Source organism: Arthrobacter alpinus (assembly GCF_001445575.1).
In the GTDB taxonomy this organism is placed as follows: Bacteria; Actinomycetota; Actinomycetes; order Actinomycetales; family Micrococcaceae; genus Specibacter; species Specibacter alpinus_C.
In genome coordinates this window covers 1,583,024-1,601,076 of the sequence record NZ_CP013200.1, presented here as the reverse complement: position 1 = coordinate 1,601,076, position 18,053 = coordinate 1,583,024, and the positions used below count along the sequence as shown (strand labels likewise).

The window sequence follows — 18,053 nt, the reverse complement described above, 5'->3', positions numbered from 1 at the left end:
CCTAGCCCCGATCCTAGGGCTTTGCTGTGGCGCTTGATACAGCAATTTCAGCATTTTGTTGGACAGCTGCACAATGGATCCCGCGGATGCCCTTGCGCAGCGGCGCTTCCGGTGCGATCTCCAGCAGCAGCCGCCCTTCCAACAGTGCCTTGTCACTCAGATCCGGGTCCCACGGCAAGAAATGACTGATGGGTTGTGCCGGACCAAAACGTTCCCAAGCCTGTGCCAGAGCTTTCTCCGGGGCTCGTCCGGCGGCCTTGTGGCGAACCTTGTTCACCACTACTTCCACGTGGGCTCCCGGACAAGCCTGCTCAAGTTCCTGCATGCCCCGAATCAGCCGCGGAATACCGACCGGGTCCCCGCTGCCCACCGCATAAATGATGTCCGCTTCCGCCAGGACAGTCAACGTTGCGCCGTTGCGCCGTGGGGCTACGGTGTCGTAGCTGAGCTCCTCGTCGTTTTCGAGCGAGAAGCCACAATCGACCACCACCAGCTGGGCTGATTCCCGTGCCAGTTTCAGCACTCGGAGCACGGCGGCTGCCCGCAACTCCGGCCAGCGATCAGGCCGAGTCAGGCCCGTCAAAAGCGAAAATGTTCCACCTGAAAACACCACCTTCGTGGCGATGGCCGAAAATTGTGCCGCCGAGAGTGCTCCCTGATCTGCCACCCTGCAGGCCTGAGCGAAGGACGCCGATTCCTCAAGCAGACCCAGCGCTGCGGCAATGCTGGCGCCGTAGCTGTCGGCGTCAATCACCATGACGCTCATGCCAGCCGCGGCGTGTTCCGCCGCCAGATTAATGGCCACGGTAGTGCGCCCGGGTGATCCGATAGGACCCCAAAGCGCCACCAACGTACTCCTTTCGGGGCGGACGGTGGTGGGTGGCTGTGCGGCAGGTCTGGACACAGGTCTGGAAGCAGGCTCAGTCGCTGTGCTGGGTACTCTGCGTGCAGGCGTCTGTGAGGTGCTCTTACCGGAACCCTCGCCAGTGCTTTGGCCATGCGCTTTCTGGGTAGTTCTGCCGTGGGTCTGGCTACCAGCTGGGCCATGGGACCGTCCGCCTGACTCGGTGGAGTTCTTGGCACCGGGTAGGCGGGGGTTCGTGTCATCGGGCTGGCCGTGGTTCTTGTCATCGTGCTGGAAGCGTTGGCGCATCCTCCCCCACAGGCTGGCCGAGCGATCATGGACTGAGCCAGCCGGATCGGCAAAACCGCCACCCACAGGCTCTTCCGCAGCCGAAATAGCATGATCTGGCATGGTCGGATCAGCACCGCCCGGAACTACCCTGCTGGGAACCACTTTGCCTAGAGCTCCGGGGTCTGTGGTCAGCGCGTCCGCACCGAGCATCTCGGGCCTTTCATCATCTGAGGGCGAACGCGAAGCTTGCCGGCCCTTTTCTGACTGCGCTTTTGGCGGCATATTCTTGGCGGCCAACCGTTTGGCCCCACGCGCTGCCCTGCGAGAGAGATGAGCGGGCCCATCACCAGCTCCCATGGAGCGCACGTCTGCTGCGGTCGAACCAACAGTGCTGCCGGTATCGGCGGGAACCGGGGACGCGTCGTCGTCCTTGTCTTTGTCCTTGTCCTTGTCCTGGAATGGATTCAATACCGGCACGGCGCCGCCGGTGGGCAGAGTGGGGACGGCGTAGCCAGCCGCGTCCAATTGCCGGCGAGACTGCACTGCGGCGATGACTACCTGCCCCAGCCGCTCCGGTGTGACCTGTTCCGTCACAGGCGAGGCGCCCAAACTACGTAGGCGCTGAGCTTCTTCGGGCGTGGCGGCGACGGCAATTACCGTGACGCCCACGGCGGCCAGCCGGTCCACCAATGTCGCGCTCAATATCCCGGCACCTTCGGCTACAACAGCTGCTTGTGCGAGCCCATTTTGGCAGGCCGCCAACAGTTCGGCGAGTTCGGGGCAGCGGCGCACAATTCTGACGCTGCCGTGGATCTTGCCCAGTTCCGCAATCACGCCTCCGGACGTATCACCCACGGCAATGACTGTGACAGCGTTCAGTTTTTCATTCTTGGAGGCTTCATTCTTGGATGCTTCATTCACGGTGCGGCTCCGGGGTTCCACACGACGGATACTTTCGCCTTATTGGCCACGGCACCCAGAAACTTGGGCATTTGCACGTCCGTCACGAGCACCATGAGTGCCATGTTTTTCGTGGAGCCCAGAGAGCCGGGGGCGGTATTCACCGCAGCAACCTCGGCTCCGGGCAGCATCAGAACCGGTTCAGCAAAGCCGTTGCGGTCGTCCGGCAACGCGACCCAGACATCGACGTAGGCGCCCACCACTACTTCCTTGGGAAGCGGTTCGCTGATGGTGACCGGAGCAGGTTTGCGGTCCAGGGCGTCCACCTTGCCAATGCTGGTGCGGGAGACCAACTCACCTTTGGGCACCATGCGAATGGCGACGGCGTTCGCGCCCAGTTCATCAGCTGGATTCAGGTATTCGCGCTCCACCTCGCCGAGCTGGACCTGAACGATCGTGAAGGAATCTTCGGTTATGCTCTGGCCCACCACGAGCGTTTCCTTGGCCGCATACATGGGCACTGTTGTAGCTGCGTTGCCCACCAGCGCCACCACGCCCGCCACTGACGCCAAGACCAGCAGGATGCCTATGAGCAGGCGTGGGTCCTTCCACGACGGTTTACTCAACCGTGGTGCTTGGCCCGGCGTCTGGATCGCCATAGCTCCGCCCCCTTCAGGAACCTGCTGGCAGCCATGCGAACCGCGCTGCCGTCTACCCTTTGTACCGCCGATCGACCCCGGTTGAAAGGCCTTCTAGCGAAAATGGCGAAATCTGTGGACAACTCCAAGCGATGCCATGTTGTGGATAAAGCTATCCAAGCTCGTCAAAAGGGAACAACAGGGGGATAATGAGTACATGCCCAGATTCCTCACTTTGGCCGATGTGGCCGAACAGCTGCAGATTTCGGCCGCCGCCTGCTACGCGTTGGTGCACAGCGGAGAACTACCCGCCTTCCAAATAGGAGGGCGCGGGCAATGGCGTGTGGATGAAGCCAAGTTCGAGGCGTTCATTGATGATCGGCACGCCGCGGCCCGGACCATGTTGGCGGCCGAAAACACCACCTCAACCCAGTAGCGGACACGCGCTCCAGCCGATAGCGGACACAGGCCCTTGGTGTTTAGCTGCTCCGAGTCAGAACTCATTCTCGGGCGAGGAGGCAATGCTCACGAGCCGTCCCATCGGGACCACCACTGAGCCTTGCCGGTTACCGAGGTCCCGGCCCACGCCGTCGGCCAATTGCATGAGTTGGACATAATCCGCACCCACCTGGTCCAGGACTCCCCGGACATGCGTGGCGCTCGAACCAGCTTGGTTGGCGACATCGACCTCGAGAACAATGGACGAACGGTTCCGAGCCAGCACCCGCAGGGCCGCGGCCAGTGAGTAGATGACCTTTGTCGATGACTGCCGCCGGGCCAATCCCAGCCCGTGCACCCGGACCACTTTGGCCAGCGGCACGATGACCGAGCGATTCCCTTCGCGCAGCAGTGCCCATTCTCCTTCGACTCTGAGCACCTCGCCGTGATAGGCCGTCCCGGTGCACATCACCACCGATAACTGGTGCCCGGTGGCACCACGCAAGGTCTGCGCAAAAGTTAATTGGGCGGCTTCAATACGGGCCAGTTCGTTGATATGCGCCTCAAAATCCTGCTGTGTCGAGGCATGCCACTGGGCTTCCAGATCGCCAAAAAGTAGTTCCCACCGCATGCGGTCACGCTAAGCCGAGCCCGCTGGTCAGTCAACCCCGTCTATCCACAAACTCATCAAGGACTATGGACACCGCGACGCTTAAGGGTCAAAATGAAGTAAATCAATCCTAATGATGTCAAACGGCATCAAATAAGGCTAAAGAAGCCCAAAGGAGAATGATCGTGAAATCGCAAGCACGGGCCGACCTCGCGATGACGGCGGCCATCGTTTTCCTCGGAGCAGCACTAGTCTTCAGTGGCTTCTCACTGCTGCGGCTGCAGTGGGGCGGTCACGCAGTAGCCCCCTCCCTAGGCTTGCCCGAACTAGTGGGCGTTGCCGGTGCAGGCATCGGCGTTGCTTTGCTCTGCTGGTGGTGCTTCGCACTATGTTGCGCCTTCGTGTCAGCCATGGCGCACAGGCTCGGCGCCCACCGCTTTTCTGCTGTTACGGCAGGGTGCTCCCCCGCTTTCATGCGTCGAGTGGTGGCTGCGGTCCTCGGCATTCATCTCCTGACGGCGCCGCTGGCCAGTGCCGCTGAAGCACCCGGAGTGGATCCGCTCTGGCAGGCACAGACTGTATCGACCGCCCCAGCCACCCCTGGCGCCACCACCACACCGGTCAAGGATCCGTTACCACCAGTTTCAACCCAGCCAGTGAACCCCTTGTGGATCCCGAATACCCCTGACGTTGAACCAGATTTGTTGATCCGCCAGCCGCCCAGGAACGATGCAGGCACTGCCGGGCAAGGTGGTTCCGCTTCGTCTGCCACCGAGACTGGCGATGTGGTGGTCAAAAGGGGCGATACCTTGTGGGGAATTGTTGCCGAGTCATTGGGGCCATACTCCTCAGACGTCGATGTGGCTCTGGCGTGGCCTCAGTGGTACAACGCCAACCGCTCCACGATTGGAACAGATCCGAACCTGATTCTCCCCGGCCAAGTCCTCCATGCGCCGGGCAGTTACTGACACCACGAACACTAACAATCGGGCTGAACTGGCACTGTGGCGCTCAACCACAGTCCCGGCCAGCACCAGCCCAGTGCAAAGGAGCACACCGTGAGTACAGCAGCTATCTCTGAAACCGCCGCACCAGCTACCTTGCTGGTCGTAAGGAATGTCCCCGCCCCGGGCGGGCAGTCGGGACCATCCCCGGATAACGTGGTGAATCTCTTCGATCTTGGTCCACAGCCTCGAAAGCCCAGGCGCATCACTCGGGGCACGAGCATGGCCGCTCGTAGTCTCATGGCTGGCAGCACAGCGACAGCGGGTGCCAGAGGGACACCGGGCACCCGAGCCTCTCGCCCACAAGCACGCAACACAACTTGCGCTTCTGGCACTCTCGGTACCGTCCATAGCTTGGATCCGGAACAGGCCGAACGTGCTGTGGTGAGCAATATGTCTTGCAAGGTCGCCCAGAGTGCTCTGGAGATTCTCAACGGCGTCCGTTCAGTTCAACAACTTGCCCGCTGGCTCGATGCCCGGTGTCTGAGTGCCCTGACCACCAGGGCCCGGCTGCATGCACGGGCCTGCCGGGCACAAGCTCGCCGGCGCAGCCCAGAAGGGCAAATCGAGAACGTCCATCTCCTGTATCGGCAACCTCGGGTGCACTCAGTTCACTGCTTCGCAGTCACCCCGGGAGTCTTTGAGACGGCAGTAATTGTTGCCGATAAGACCAGGTTCAGAGCCATCGCCATGCGTCTCGAATTATCCAAGGGCATGTGGAAGGTCACCGCCTTGCGGATCGGATGAGCAAAAAAGTGCCGCCGTCTTGCGGAACCACCGGAGAACATGTTCTGCGGCCATTCCGCCAGACGGCGGCACTTTCACTGACTGAGGATCAGCGCTTCTTCTTCTTAGTCTTGGTCTTGTTGGCCGGGCGCTTGGCCGACGGCGGCAGACCGCCGGTGCTGCGACGCTCAACATGCGTTTCCGCGTCACCTTGTGCATCTGGGGCAGTGAACTGAAGCTGCGCCGGACGAGCCGGAGCTTCCAGCCCAGGAGCCGTGATACGCGGGGCAACATGCTCATGTTCGTGAACGTGCTCGCCTGCTTCAACGCCACCGTCAACGCGCTTCATCAGGTTGACCGGAGCATCCGCAACAATACCAACGGCTGCTGCCGGAGCGTTTTCAACCTGAACTTCCAAGTTGAACAGGAAGCCGATGCTTTCCTCGCGGATGGAGGCCATCATGGACTGGAACATCTCGTAGCCTTCGCGCTGGTACTCCACGAGGGGGTCACGCTGAGCCATGGCCCGCAGGCCGATGCCTTCCTTGAGGTAATCCATCTCGTAGAGGTGTTCTTGCCACTTGCGGCCCACTACGGAAAGGACAACACGGCGTTCGAGCTCACGCATGGTTTCTGAACCAAGGGCAGCTTCACGCTCCTGGTAGGCAACACGAGCATCCGAGAGCAGCTCGGTCTTGAGCTGTTCAGCAGTAATTCGGCCTTCACCGCCCACTTCTTGAGCAATTTCATCCACGCTCACGGTGACGGGGTAGATGGTGCGCAGGTTGCTCCAGAGCGTGCTGAAATCGTACTCGCCTGCGTGTCCGCTGCTCAGAGAAGCATCAATGATCTCGTTGACAGTGTCTTCGAGGAAGTGCTGGACCTTCTCATGCAGGTCTCCACCTTCCAAGATTCGACGGCGGTCACCGTAGATGGCTTCACGCTGACGGTTGAGAACGTCGTCGTACTTCAAGACGTTCTTGCGCTGCTCGGCATTGCGGCCTTCGACCTGACCCTGTGCCGAAGCAATAGCCTTCGAAACCAGCTTGGATTCCAGCGCCACGTCGTCGGGCATGGAGGAACGTGACATGAGGCGTTCGGCTGCACCGGAGTTGAACAGGCGCATCAAATCATCCGTCAGTGACAGGTAGAAGCGGGATTCTCCCGGGTCACCCTGACGGCCTGAACGGCCTCGCAGCTGGTTGTCGATGCGTCGGGATTCGTGGCGCTCGGTACCCAAAACATAAAGGCCACCGGCTTCCAGAACGGCCTCATGCTCATCCTTGACGGCAAGCTTGGCTTCTTCAAACGCCTCGTCCCAGGCTGCCTCGTATTCTTCGGCATTTTCTTCAGGATCCAGCCCGCGTGCCTTCAATTCAGCCACGGCGTTGAATTCAGCGTTTCCGCCGAGCATGATGTCAGTCCCGCGGCCAGCCATGTTGGTGGCCACGGTGACGGCGCCGCGGCGGCCAGCTTGGGCCACGATCGCTGCTTCACGCGCGTGGTTCTTGGCGTTCAACACCTCGTGTTTGACGCCAGCCTCTGCCAGCTTCTTGGAGAGGTATTCGCTCTTCTCAACGCTGGTGGTACCGACCAAAACCGGCTGACCGGTTTCGTGACGCTCGGCAATGTCAGCCACGACGGCGTCGAACTTTACAACCTCGTTCTTGTAGACCAAGTCAGACTGGTCAACACGCAGCATCGGCTTGTTGGTGGGGATCGGTACAACACCCAGCGAGTAGGTGCCCATGAATTCGGACGCCTCGGTCTCGGCTGTACCGGTCATGCCGGAGAGTTTGCCATACAGGCGGAAGTAGTTCTGCAATGTCACTGTGGCCAGCGTCTGGTTCTCTGCCTTGATCTCCACACCTTCCTTGGCCTCAATGGCCTGGTGCATGCCTTCGTTGTAGCGACGGCCGGCCAAGATACGGCCGGTGTGCTCATCGACAATCAGGACTTCGCCATCCATGATGACGTAGTCCTTGTCTCGCTTAAAGAGTTCCTTGGCCTTGATGGCATTGTTCAAGAAGCCGATCAAAGGCGTGTTTGCGGACTCGTACAAGTTGGTGATGCCCAGGTAGTCCTCTACCTTTTCAATGCCACCCTCGAGAACACCTACGGTGCGCTTTTTCTCGTCGACCTCGTAGTCATCTTCAATCTTGAGACGCTGAACTACCTTGGCGAACTCCCCGTACCAGCGGTTGGCATCGCCTGATGCAGGACCGGAAATGATCAATGGGGTTCGGGCTTCATCGATCAGGATCGAGTCAACTTCATCGACGATGGCGAAGTTATGGCCGCGCTGGACCAATTCGTCCTGGCTCCACGCCATGTTGTCGCGCAGGTAGTCAAAGCCAAACTCGTTGTTGGTGCCGTACGTGATGTCGGCAGCATACTGAGCCCGCCGGACCGAAGGGTCCTGATTGGCGACAATACAACCGCTGCTCTGGCCCAAGAAGCGGAAGACACGTCCCATGAGGTCCGATTGGTACTGCGCCAGGTAGTCGTTCACCGTGACCACGTGGACGCCCTTGCCGGTAAGCGAGTTCAGGTATGCCGGGGCCGTGGCCACCAGGGTTTTACCTTCACCAGTCTTCATTTCGGCAATGTTGCCAAGGTGAAGCGCGGCACCACCCATGAGCTGGACGCGGAAGTGGCGCAGGCCCAGTGTGCGCGAAGACGCTTCACGCACGGCGGCGAAAGCTTCCGGCAGCAGATCATCGAGCGATTCCCCGTCTTCGTGACGGAGCTTGAGTTTATCTGTTTCCTCGCGCAGCTCAGCGTCGGTGAAGGTCTGGAAAGAATCCTCCAGCGAGTCAATGGCGTCCGCGAGGACATTGAGTCGTTTAAGCGTCTTGCGATCGCCTGTGCGAAGAACTCGCTCAAGAAGTGATGGCACGAAATTGCTCCCAATCTATTGCTGCCTAAAAGTGGCGTGTTCAGTCTACGTGAGAAGACGCACAGCGCACCGCCAATTATGGCAGTGCTGCCTGCAGGCTCCCTGAGAGGTCACCATGATCATGAACGGCTACGCTCCCCAGCCCCAGCCACAGGGCCATCGCTTCAAGCTCAGTGGCCAAATGAATAGCGGTTTCTTTGGGCGCGCCGGCTTCGGCAAAGGCACCACGGACGACGAGGACGCCGGATTGCCTGTCGGCTTTCAAATCCACCCGCGCCACGATGTTCTCGCCCAGCAGAAACGGCAACACGTAATATCCATATTTTCGTTGCTGTTGGGGAGTGTAGATCTCTATCCGGTAGTGGAAATCGAAGAGTTTTTCGAGCCTGCGCCGTTCAAAGACCAGTGAATCGAAAGGGCTCAGCAGCGCACTGGCGACAGCCTTACGCGGTATTGTTGCCGCGGCGTGCAGGTACGTCACCGCATCCCACCCGTTGACGGCGACCTGTTCCAATTCTCCGGAGTCCACGAGGTAGCGGACGGCCTGTGTCACGGCGTTGACGGGCAACCGGAAGTAGTCCGCAAAGCATCTGGTGGTCCCAATGCCGTGCGCCCTGGCCGCCGCTGAAACCAGACGAATCATGGCTTCTTCCTTGTCGGCGGCCGCCATCTTCTCCCCCGGCACAAACAATCCCTGATCCGCGGGAGGCAAAATCTTCTCAATCAGCGCGTAGCGGCGCTCAAACGTTTCGTTCCGTGAAGCAGCACCGACGATTCCCCGCTCAAAGAGACCTTCGAGGGTTCGTTTGACAGCGTTCCAGTTCCATCCCCAGTGGCTGCGGTCTGCGACTTCCTCGTGCCCAACGCGTTCCTTGATCTCACGAGCAGTCAGGGCCAAGTCTCCTGTCAAGACGGCGAGGATGCGCCCTTCCAGTTCATCGCGGAGAGCCGTCTCCATGCCAGCTGAGCCCACCCAGCTCCTGTGTTGCCATAGCCGCAGGTCATGAAATTGTGATGGCTGAATGAAGCTTGCCTCGTGGGCCCAATACTCCATGAGTTTGCGTGGCGGTCTCCCCGCCAGTCCATCAACAAGTGCGTGATCGTAGGGTCCCAACCGAGAAAAGAACGGTAGGTAGTGGCTGCGTGAAAGCACGTTGACGGAGTCGATCTGCACGAGCTGTATTTGAGCAAAAGTCCGGCCCACCCTCCGCGCTGTGACGGGTTGGGTGGGCCGAACTGTTGAAAGTCCTTGAGCCTTCAATGCAATGCGCCGGGCCTGGGACAGGCTCAGGCTGGCATTCATCTGCACTGCTTCCTAGGACGTTCGTGGGCCTGTTTGCGGGCTGGTAATGCCAGAGTCGCTTAGACGCGGGCTGGCTCATCCGCTGAGCGGTAGGCGGAAATTTCCTCGGCTGCATCTGCGTTTTCATCCAGTGAGATGACTCCGTAGGTCCAGCCCTTGCGACGGTAGACAACCGAGGGGATGCCGGTTGCTGCATCGATGAAAAGGTAGAAATCGTGTCCCACCATTTCCATGTTGTCCACAGCGTCATCGAGTGACAATGCTGTGGGTGGGAAGACCTTGCGCCGGATCAGCACAGGTGAATCGCCGGCAGGGATGTCGTTTTCGATGTCGTAGGGTGACTTCTCTTCGACAACCTCAGGTGTGGTCTGGGCGTAAATCGGCTCAGAGCTGCTGACGGTTGGCAATGAACCAGTGGCTTCGTTGACTGCGACGGGGGCGTGCCGTCCGTGGTGGACCTTCTTCTTGTCCTTGGCACGGCGGAGACGCTCAAGCAGCTTTCCGTAAGCCAGATCAAAAGCAGCGAACTTGTCCGATGCGGCAGCTTCCGCGCGGATGACAGGACCTCGACCGACAACCGTCAACTCAACCGTGAGAGGGGTGTCTGCTGTGCGGGCCTTGCTCTCCTTGGAAACCTTCACATCGACACGCTGAACCTTAGTTGCCAGCTGTTCGATCTTCGTGAGCTTTTCGCCTGCATATTCGCGGAATCGGTCCGAAACACTCAAGTTGCGACCGGTGATCATGAACTCCATGGTGCCCTCCAAATATCTTCGGTGACACGGCGGCCGGCTAGCGATTATTGCTGGTTCCTGACCGCCGACGGGCGGTTTCCCCTCTGAAGAGGTACCCGTTTACTCACGTTAGTTCACTGCATGGGTTTATTCATCTTTTGCTCACAAAATGTTTTCGGCGCGTCATTCTTCTGTTGTTGATTCTGTGTTGGGAGACGGTGCCCTAGCAGCTGCCAAAACCACCGCTGCACGGACACAAAAACCGGCATTCTCCAGTGTTTTTGCCGCTTCGCGGAGAGTTGAACCTGTGGTCAGGACATCGTCAATCAAGATCACTGATTGGCCAGATGGGTTCGCTTTCAGCCGAAAATTTTTCAGTGTTTTACCTGCAATGGCCATCGTGTTACGAACGTTTCGCCGCCGTGCCGCACGGCCCAATCCTTTCTGGTTCGTGGTGTGCCACGGCAGCTTCGCCTTGATGCGCAATAGCGGGACCAGCTCCATGCCTGAGGGCAGGCGAGCTTCACGAGTCACGGCACGCAGAATCAGGGCAACCGGGTCATAGCCGCGACGCCGCCAACCGCTTCCAGTGCTGGGAATGGGAACCAGAAGCAGTAGCTCTGAGGTGGGTGGTTGCTCCGTGCAGCTACTGCTGTTCAACAGCAACAAAGCGCGGGCGAGGCATCGGGCTAACGGCGGGCCCAATTCCGTTCGCCCATGATTCTTGAACCCCAGAATGGCTTGGGAAAGAGCGTCCCGGTACTCCCCTGCGGCGATGACCGGCAACAGCGAATTTCCAGCAACGCCCACCAAGGCATCCGCGCTGTGTTCAGCACGGAATGGTGCCGCCGTTTGTTGGCGCAATGCGGCCGAGCACTCTGGGCACAAAGTGTGATCTTCGGCGCCACACACCACACAGTCGGCAGGCATCACCAGGTACAGGAAGTCACGCCATGCGGCTGCGCACCACAACGATGCCCGCAACCAGAGCGCACGAGGGTGTCCCCGGTGCCGGCCTGCCTGTCCAGCTCCAAGCTCCTGCGCGTCGGTGGCCTCCGTGTAATCAGCACCCTCCGTGTTGTCGGTGCCATCGGTGCCCTCTATTGCATCCATGGTCCCCAGCATGGACCCGTTTCGAGGCTCTGCGGGGGTTCACACTGCCGATTGTGGGCGGTGCAGCATCCAGTGAAGCTGTGGAGGAACAGCTCCACGAGATCTACTGCCAGCAGATCTCTCTAACCGGCGAACGATCCCTGTTGGATTTCCTTGGCGTCCACTTCCCAATAATTGCCCACGTTGGTATAGAACTCGGTAGCCGTTTGAGCGTGCACGTTCCGCACGCCCGAGCCTGCACTGATCCACTGAACTCCCTTGAGCTCGTCCATTTCGACAGGACTGGCAGCTAGGTCCAGGACCTCAATAATCACAGGCTTGCTTGCTGACGGGGCCATAATGGCGACGCTGGAGTCTCCCGCCCACACGCCGAGGGTGGGCGATCCGGTGTGTGGCAAGCGGATAGGTGCGGTGAGTTCCTTCGGCACGTCTCCCGACTTGAATATGCCTGTGATACTTACCTTACTCACGCCGTTCGCCGCAGAGATCACCAGGGCTCGGGTGCCGTCCCGGGAGACCCTAAAAGTGCTGACCTCCTGCCCCACCAGCCACGGAATAGTCATCATCACCGGCGTCCCCAGCTTGCCTCCGCCGTTCGGGTTGATGGCCAGCACCAAACCCGAACCGTCCCCAGCTGCAGACCACAGCCAGCCATTGGGGGCAAAGGACGGCGGTGTGAGCGCCACGCCTGACAAGGCAAGCGCGGGTTGTTGATTGGCGCTCACTGTATAAATTTGGTTGCCCGGCCCGGAGAGGAACGCGAAATTCTTCCCCGAATATGAAATGGCAGGTGCCGAAGGATCCAGATCCGCGACGGGGTCGACCCCGGCAATCGGTGCAATCTTGGTGCCGTCGAAGCTGACCAGATTCTTCTGGGCCAAAGCAATCTGAGTGGGCGGAACGGGATTATCAATGATCATGTGGCTCACGGCGTCGCCGTTCCCACCCATGTCCACGGATCTGTCATCGGCCAGAAACTGCACCTCAGTGATGGTGTTGAGGCTCTTCTGGAACGTGGTCAGGAGCTGTGCGTTCATTTGCTGGCGCTGCTCCGTGCTGGTTGCCAACAGTTGCTGAGCCGTCAACCCTACTTGGGCTTGTCCATTGTTGACGGGTACGGAGTCCCGTTCCAGGGCAATTCCAGCAGGGAAGGCGCTGACCACAGCACCTTGCAAATACGGCGCAGGGCCATTGAGCATCGCCTTGACAATGGAGGTGGCCGTCCGTGAGGTCCTCCCGGCCAGCCACCTAACATCGGGCACACCGTAGGTGAAGGACGGGTCGTAGAAGTAGAGCGACACCGGGGCGTACAGCGTCTGGAAATTCGCTTCGGTGAGGATTACGCCGTCGGGAGCTTCGGAGATCCGCCACTGTCCATCAACTTGCACCATTTTCATGCGCAGCAGTTCCGAGGAATTTCCCTTAGCCGGGGTCAGCACGCCTGCTGCATCAACGGTGGAGACCAGATCGAGCTTCAGTTCAAACGTCTGAGCGTCGGTGGAGGGCGTCACGGCGAATGTGTCTTTGTAGACCAGGGTGCGTTTGTCAGGCGCCCACGATTGGGCCAGTGCCGGCGTCAGATACTGCCGTGCTACCTGGAAATCGTCCGAAATACCGGTCCCGGAATCGATGAATCCGCGAATGATGCTCTCTGGGGAGGCGCCGTCCACAGGCGAAAATTGCTGCAAACTGATGTTGACAGAGCTGTTCCGCGGGCCAATTGGATCGCTTTTCCCCACATTGCCGTGCAGGGGGATCGTGGCGCAGCCGGTCACTGCCAGAAGTACGACGACGACCATCGCCCACAGCGACACCGTCGAGTGCCGCTGTTCGCGAGTCGCCGGACGGCCTTGGATCACCTGCGCCTTGGGGCTCATCAGTGGTTCACCTTCTCAGAGCTGTTCATGCCCGGATCATCAGACTCGGGGCCATGCTGTTCTTGGGTCTTTCCCGATTCAGGCACATTTTTAACGCCGGGCACAGACTTTATGCTGCCCAGCGCACCCACAACGCCCAATGAACCGGTGTGAGTGAGCAGCAGAGGTCCCGTACTGAGCGAGCTGGAACTGCTGGCTGCACCGCCGTCGGGAGGCAAGGGAACCGGTGAATGAGTCAGTACGGTGCCGCGCTTACGTGGCAGGGTCAGGCGGAAGCAGGAACCTTCGCCGGGAACCCCCCAGGCATCGAGCCAACCGTCGTGCAGCCGGGCATCTTCCATGGCAATGGACAAGCCCAGGCCACTGCCACCGGTGGTGCGGGCACGGGCGGAATCGGCACGCCAAAACCTATCAAAGACATGACCCACGGCGTCGGGAGACATGCCGATGCCGTAGTCACGCACCGCCACGGCGACGGCGTCTTCATCCGCCGAAACGTAAATCTTCACGGGATTTCCTTCACTATGCTCAAGGGCATTGAGCACCAGGTTGCGAAGAATCCGATCGATCCGACGCGAGTCCATCTCCACAACGCATTTGTGGTTGCGTAGGCGGGTCACCACCGAAAGCTCAGACTTGTTCGCCTCGGCAACGGGCATGGCCCCGTCGATGACCGAATGGATGACGGAGAAGATATCCAGCAATTCTGCGTCGAGATCTGCCACACCTGCGTCAAAGCGGGAGATTTCCAATAGGTCGGCCAGGAGCAGCTCAAAGCGCTCAACCTGGTGAAACAGCAGTTCCGAAGACCGTTTATTGATGGGGTCGAAGTCTTCGCGAGCATCATAGAGTACCTCGGCGGCCATGCGCACGGTGGTCAGCGGTGTCCGCAGCTCGTGAGAGACATCCGAGACAAACCGCTGCTGCATCTCCGAGAGCGTACCAAGCGCAGTGATCTGGTCTTGCAGGGAGGTGGCCATCTTGTTAAAGGATGTGGCCAGCCGTGCCATCTCATCCTCGCCGGTCACTGCCATGCGTTCTTCAAGTTCGCCGGCCGCCAGTTTTTCCGATACGGCGGCAGCTTCACTGACAGGCTTGACCACGGTCCGGGTGACATACCAGGCAATGGCGCCAATGAGTACCAGGAGGATGGCACCGGCCACCCACAACACTGACTGAATGTAGTTCAACGTGACCTGAGCAGAGTTCAGGTCATAGATCATGTAAAGCTCGTAGTTGGTACGCAGCAGCTCCACTTGACTGCCCACCACCACGGCCGGGCTGAATCCGGCCTCGCCGGTTGGCAGTGAAATCGACTGCCAGAATTGACTGTCAGGATCAGCTTGGACGGCCTGACGCAGTTCGTCCGGAATGATTGCCGTGGTGACACCGCCGGAGTCCGAAGAGCTGACAGCCAGCCGGCTGTTCTGCCCCGGGATTTTGACCATCAGGTATTTACGGCTGTCGTCGGCGCCACCAAGTTCCAGCAACCGCAGGGTATCCCCGACGTACGTGGCTACACGTGGCTGATCGCTCAGGCTGGCACCGGAGAAGCTGTCCTGAACCTGGGTGGTGCCGCGGGCAGATTCCTGCTGCGCTTGGGCAAGCCGCTCCTTGAACAAGCCGTTGGAAATCTGACCGGCCAGATACCCGCCAACACCCACCACGGCCACTGAGGCAATCAGCAAAGTGGTGACAACCGTGCGGAACTGCAACGACGTCCGCCATCGGCGCGAGAACGCGTGCCGGAGACCGGAAAAAACCCTGAGAATTCCCTTACCCACAGCGGCAAGCATGGGGACAATTTTGGTGACAATAACGGCGGCAATTTTGGCGCTCAGGGTCCCTTCGACAGTGGGACCGACAGTGGCACCGAGAGTTGCACCGGAGTCGACGTCAGGGACAGCGGTGGTCGCGGTGCCAGTGGAGGGTGGGGTGTCCGTGGCGGAGCCGGGCACAGCGTTAGGAACCACGGACTCGGCCCGTGCGTGTCCGGCGTCGAACTTGTCTGGGGACTGATTCATGCTCGCCTCACCCGCGGACCACGGTAATCAGCGCTTACTGCCCGGCCTTGTAGCCGACGCCGCGCACTGTGAGAACCACTTCCGGGGCCTCGGGATCGCGTTCAATCTTGGAGCGCAGGCGCTGGACATGGACATTGACCAAGCGTGTGTCAGCGGCGTGGCGGTAGCCCCATACCTGTTCCAGCAGTAACTCTCGGGAGAATACCTGCCAAGGCTTGCGGGCCAGCGCCACGAGGAGATCGAATTCCAGCGGGGTTAGCGAAATACGCTCACCCGCGCGGCGAACGGCATGGCCAGCGACGTCAATACTGATCTCGCCAATGACAAGAGTTTCCGGGGCCTTGACGTCACCGGGACGCAAGCGTGCGCGCACTCGTGCCACCAACTCGGCGGGTTTGAACGGCTTGGCCACGTAATCGTCAGCACCAGATTCCAGCCCGCGCACCACATCGGAAGTGTCGGACTTAGCCGTCAGCATCACAATGGGTACATCCGATTCCGCACGGATCAGGCGGCAGATTTCAATGCCGTCAATTCCGGGCAGCATCAAGTCCAGCAGGACCAGATCTGGCTTGCTGGACTGGAATGTCTCCAAGGCTTTGGCACCGTCCGCACAGAACACCGGGTCAAACCCGTCATTGCGCAGGACGATACCAATCATCTCGGCCAGTGCTTCGTCATCGTCAACAACTAAAATACGTGCCTTCATACCTCTATATTTGCTTATAAGCCGCACAATGTCCCTATCGACGCTCCACAGCTCGTGTCAATTGTTTCCGCAATGCCCGGTTCGTACACAGGGAAAACGTGCATCTTCCCGATAGGGTTTGATGATGGACGCAGCAACAGCATGGGTCCGCTGCGGATTTTGACGCCAGTTAGTCGCTTTTGTCGCCTTTGTCGCTTTTTGTCGATGTCGTTGTCGCTGCGGGGAACTCCAGCAGTTGTTGCTGTGCCAGGTTTTTACATGGGGGATCTTTCAGGGGAGCATGATGACGCAGGAACCACAGGAACCACAAGAACCGCTGGCACCGCAGGCACCGCAAGGTGACCAGCCGGGCCAGAATCAGGGTTTCACCGGGCAGGTCGCCGGGCAGGCTCCGCAGCAGCCGCCGTTGCCTCCTGGGCAGCCGGGCCAGGCTCCGCAACAACCCGCTCAGACGTGGCCGGGCGCTCAGCCTGAGCAACCTGCTCAGCCCGCGCAACCTGCTCAACCCGCGCAACCTCAGTGGGGTCAGCAGGCCCAACAACCCGCGCAACCTCAGTGGGGCCAGCAGGCACAACAACCCGCCCAACCTCAGTGGGGAGAGCGGCCACAGCAGCCACAGCAGCCGCAATGGGGCCAGTACGCGCAGCAACCTCCCGCGCAACCCCAGCAGCCCACTCAGCCCCAGTGGGGCCAGCAGGCACAACAACCTGCTCAGCCGCAGTGGGGCCAGTATGCTCAGCAGCCGAACCCTCAATATCCGGGGCAGCCGCAGTACCCGGGCCAGCCTCAGTATCCCGGCCAACCCCAATTCCCTGGCCAACAGCCGGGCTACAACAACTACATGGCCCCGCCCAAGCCCGGCATTATTCCGCTGCGCCCGCTTCGTCTGGGTGAAATTCTCGATGGTTCTTTCCAAGCAGCCCGACGCAATGGCAAGGCCATGTTCGGTTCTGCCTTGATTTTCCAGCTGATCAGCGTGGCAGCCACCTTGCTGGTCACGTTCATGGCTCTGGGTCAGTTCATGTTCGGGATCATGGACGGCACGCTCGTCATCGACGAGAACGATCCATCAAGCATCGACGGCCTACTCGGCAGCCTCGTTGGATTCAGCATTGCCATCGTCGTGACGGTCTTTGTCACCACCTTGCTGCAAATGGTGTTGCAGGGTGCACTGGTAATTCCGGTGATCCGATCGGTGCTCAACCGCAAGACCACATTTACTCAAATGTGGCAGCTGGCCAAACCACGCATCGGGACCCTGCTTCTGCTGGCGGTCCTCTATGCCGCCGCCACCCTGGTTGCCGTGTTGATTTACGTTGTTCTGGTAGTGGTGCTGTTCATATCCTTTGGGGCTACAGAATCGGACAGCGGAGCCCTCGCCGCGGTTGGCCTGTCCATCCTGATCAGCTTGCCGTTCCTCGCCGCAGGACTGTGGATCGGCACCAAAGTGCTCGTGGCCCCGGCGGCTATCGTGGTGGAAAATATCGGTGCCCTTGCGGCCGTGAAACGCTCGTGGCAGCTGACCAAGCAAAACTGGTGGCGGACCTTTGGAACGGCGCTGCTGGCGGCCATCATCGCTTCGGTCATTGGTGGGATCATCACCACACCCGTCAGCTTCATTGTTGGCCTAATCATGGGCACCATGAGTATCGAGGCCACCCAGGAGCAAGCTCTGGCCCAAACCATCATTGTTCAGGTCATTTCATCGGGCATCGGTGCCCTCGTCGGCGCTGTTACCCTCGCATTCCAGACGGCCGTCATGGCCCTGATTTATGTGGATCTGCGCATGCGCCGCGACGGTTTCGATATCACCCTCCTCAAGGAGTCTGAAAGTGGGAAGGACGACGGCGGGATCCCCGGCGCTCCCTCTCCCGCAGCCATGGTCCCGGGCGCCTATTCATCGGGCGCCTCTCAATACCCCGGCACAAACGTTTAGTAGGTTC

15 protein-coding genes are annotated in these 18,053 nt (G+C 59.9%); 4 read left to right on the top strand and 11 right to left on the bottom strand.

The features are described 5' to 3' along the window. Window positions 1-13: 13 nt before the first annotated feature. Both AS189_RS07110 and AS189_RS07105 read right to left on the bottom strand, forming a co-directional pair. Entirely contained in the window at window positions 14-2,056 is a 2,043-nt protein-coding gene (locus AS189_RS07110; protein ID WP_129587182.1) for an AAA family ATPase, read from the bottom strand. Continuing rightward, the gene (locus tag AS189_RS07105; protein ID WP_062286931.1) at window positions 2,053-2,694 is read right to left on the bottom strand and encodes a hypothetical protein; all 642 of its coding nucleotides are present in this window, start codon (window positions 2,692-2,694) and stop codon (window positions 2,053-2,055) included. Before AS189_RS07105 ends, AS189_RS07110 begins: the two co-directional genes overlap by 4 nt. 196 nt (window positions 2,695-2,890) lie before the next feature. On the opposite strand from AS189_RS07105, the gene AS189_RS07100 reads away from it, so the two are divergent. After that, window positions 2,891-3,109 carry a helix-turn-helix domain-containing protein gene (locus AS189_RS07100; protein WP_062286929.1) on the top strand — a complete coding sequence of 73 codons (219 nt, stop codon included), beginning with the start codon at window positions 2,891-2,893 and terminating at the stop codon, window positions 3,107-3,109. A 57-nt stretch (window positions 3,110-3,166) separates the two neighbouring features. On the opposite strand, the gene AS189_RS07095 is transcribed toward AS189_RS07100, so the two are convergent. Beyond that, complete coding sequence (locus AS189_RS07095; RefSeq protein WP_062286927.1) at window positions 3,167-3,742, bottom strand: hypothetical protein; 576 nt, start codon at window positions 3,740-3,742, stop codon at window positions 3,167-3,169. Between the two features lie 164 nt (window positions 3,743-3,906). On the opposite strand from AS189_RS07095, the gene AS189_RS07090 reads away from it, so the two are divergent. Continuing rightward, window positions 3,907-4,689, top strand: coding sequence for a LysM peptidoglycan-binding domain-containing protein (locus tag AS189_RS07090; protein WP_129587181.1), 783 nt, complete (start codon window positions 3,907-3,909; stop codon window positions 4,687-4,689). Between the two features lie 90 nt (window positions 4,690-4,779). Then, complete coding sequence (locus AS189_RS19815; RefSeq protein ID WP_129587180.1) at window positions 4,780-5,472, top strand: Rv3235 family protein; 693 nt, start codon at window positions 4,780-4,782, stop codon at window positions 5,470-5,472. 88 nt (window positions 5,473-5,560) lie between these two features. Here AS189_RS19815 and secA read toward each other — a convergent pair whose 3' ends face one another. The 8 genes from secA to AS189_RS07045 all read right to left on the bottom strand — a co-directional run bounded on the left by secA (window position 5,561) and on the right by AS189_RS07045 (window position 16,912). Beyond that, a complete protein-coding gene (gene secA, locus AS189_RS07080; RefSeq protein ID WP_062286921.1) occupies window positions 5,561-8,350 on the bottom strand; it encodes a preprotein translocase subunit SecA in 2,790 nt (929 codons plus the stop codon). A gap of 76 nt (window positions 8,351-8,426) precedes the next feature. Further along, window positions 8,427-9,653, bottom strand: a complete 1,227-nt coding sequence (locus tag AS189_RS07075) for a winged helix-turn-helix domain-containing protein (protein WP_062286919.1) — start codon at window positions 9,651-9,653, stop codon at window positions 8,427-8,429. Window positions 9,654-9,712: 59 nt separating this feature from the next. After that, entirely contained in the window at window positions 9,713-10,408 is a 696-nt protein-coding gene (gene hpf / locus AS189_RS07070) for a ribosome hibernation-promoting factor, HPF/YfiA family (protein ID WP_062286917.1), read from the bottom strand. Window positions 10,409-10,570: 162 nt separating this feature from the next. After that, the gene (locus AS189_RS07065) at window positions 10,571-11,500 is read right to left on the bottom strand and encodes a ComF family protein (RefSeq protein ID WP_160320799.1); all 930 of its coding nucleotides are present in this window, start codon (window positions 11,498-11,500) and stop codon (window positions 10,571-10,573) included. 122 nt (window positions 11,501-11,622) lie between these two features. Then, the gene (locus AS189_RS07060; RefSeq protein WP_062286914.1) at window positions 11,623-13,377 is read right to left on the bottom strand and encodes an LpqB family beta-propeller domain-containing protein; all 1,755 of its coding nucleotides are present in this window, start codon (window positions 13,375-13,377) and stop codon (window positions 11,623-11,625) included. After that, window positions 13,377-15,401, bottom strand: a complete 2,025-nt coding sequence (gene mtrB, locus AS189_RS07055) for an MtrAB system histidine kinase MtrB (protein ID WP_062286913.1) — start codon at window positions 15,399-15,401, stop codon at window positions 13,377-13,379. Before mtrB ends, AS189_RS07060 begins: the two co-directional genes overlap by 1 nt. Before the next feature lie 34 nt (window positions 15,402-15,435). Then, on the bottom strand, window positions 15,436-16,110 hold the full coding sequence (mtrA, locus tag AS189_RS07050) for an MtrAB system response regulator MtrA (protein ID WP_062286912.1): 675 nt from the start codon (window positions 16,108-16,110) through the stop codon (window positions 15,436-15,438). A 169-nt stretch (window positions 16,111-16,279) separates the two neighbouring features. After that, a complete protein-coding gene (locus tag AS189_RS07045) occupies window positions 16,280-16,912 on the bottom strand; it encodes a hypothetical protein (protein WP_062286911.1) in 633 nt (210 codons plus the stop codon). Between the two features lie 39 nt (window positions 16,913-16,951). On the opposite strand from AS189_RS07045, the gene AS189_RS07040 reads away from it, so the two are divergent. Then, complete coding sequence (locus AS189_RS07040; protein WP_062286910.1) at window positions 16,952-18,046, top strand: hypothetical protein; 1,095 nt, start codon at window positions 16,952-16,954, stop codon at window positions 18,044-18,046. Window positions 18,047-18,053: the final 7 nt, after the last annotated feature.

Coding starts and splice junctions, on each gene's coding strand:
- AS189_RS07095 (WP_062286927.1), bottom strand. CDS start 3,742: ATGCGGTGGGAACTACTTTTTGGCGATCTGGAAGCCCAGTGGCATGCC.
- hpf (WP_062286917.1), bottom strand. CDS start 10,408: ATGGAGTTCATGATCACCGGTCGCAACTTGAGTGTTTCGGACCGATTC.
- AS189_RS07105 (WP_062286931.1), bottom strand. CDS start 2,694: ATGGCGATCCAGACGCCGGGCCAAGCACCACGGTTGAGTAAACCGTCG.
- mtrB (WP_062286913.1), bottom strand. CDS start 15,401: ATGAATCAGTCCCCAGACAAGTTCGACGCCGGACACGCACGGGCCGAG.
- AS189_RS07075 (WP_062286919.1), bottom strand. CDS start 9,653: ATGAATGCCAGCCTGAGCCTGTCCCAGGCCCGGCGCATTGCATTGAAG.
- AS189_RS07060 (WP_062286914.1), bottom strand. CDS start 13,377: ATGAGCCCCAAGGCGCAGGTGATCCAAGGCCGTCCGGCGACTCGCGAA.
- AS189_RS07040 (WP_062286910.1), top strand. CDS start 16,952: ATGGCCCCGCCCAAGCCCGGCATTATTCCGCTGCGCCCGCTTCGTCTG.
- AS189_RS07100 (WP_062286929.1), top strand. CDS start 2,891: ATGCCCAGATTCCTCACTTTGGCCGATGTGGCCGAACAGCTGCAGATT.
- AS189_RS07065 (WP_160320799.1), bottom strand. CDS start 11,500: ATGGATGCAATAGAGGGCACCGATGGCACCGACAACACGGAGGGTGCT.
- mtrA (WP_062286912.1), bottom strand. CDS start 16,110: ATGAAGGCACGTATTTTAGTTGTTGACGATGACGAAGCACTGGCCGAG.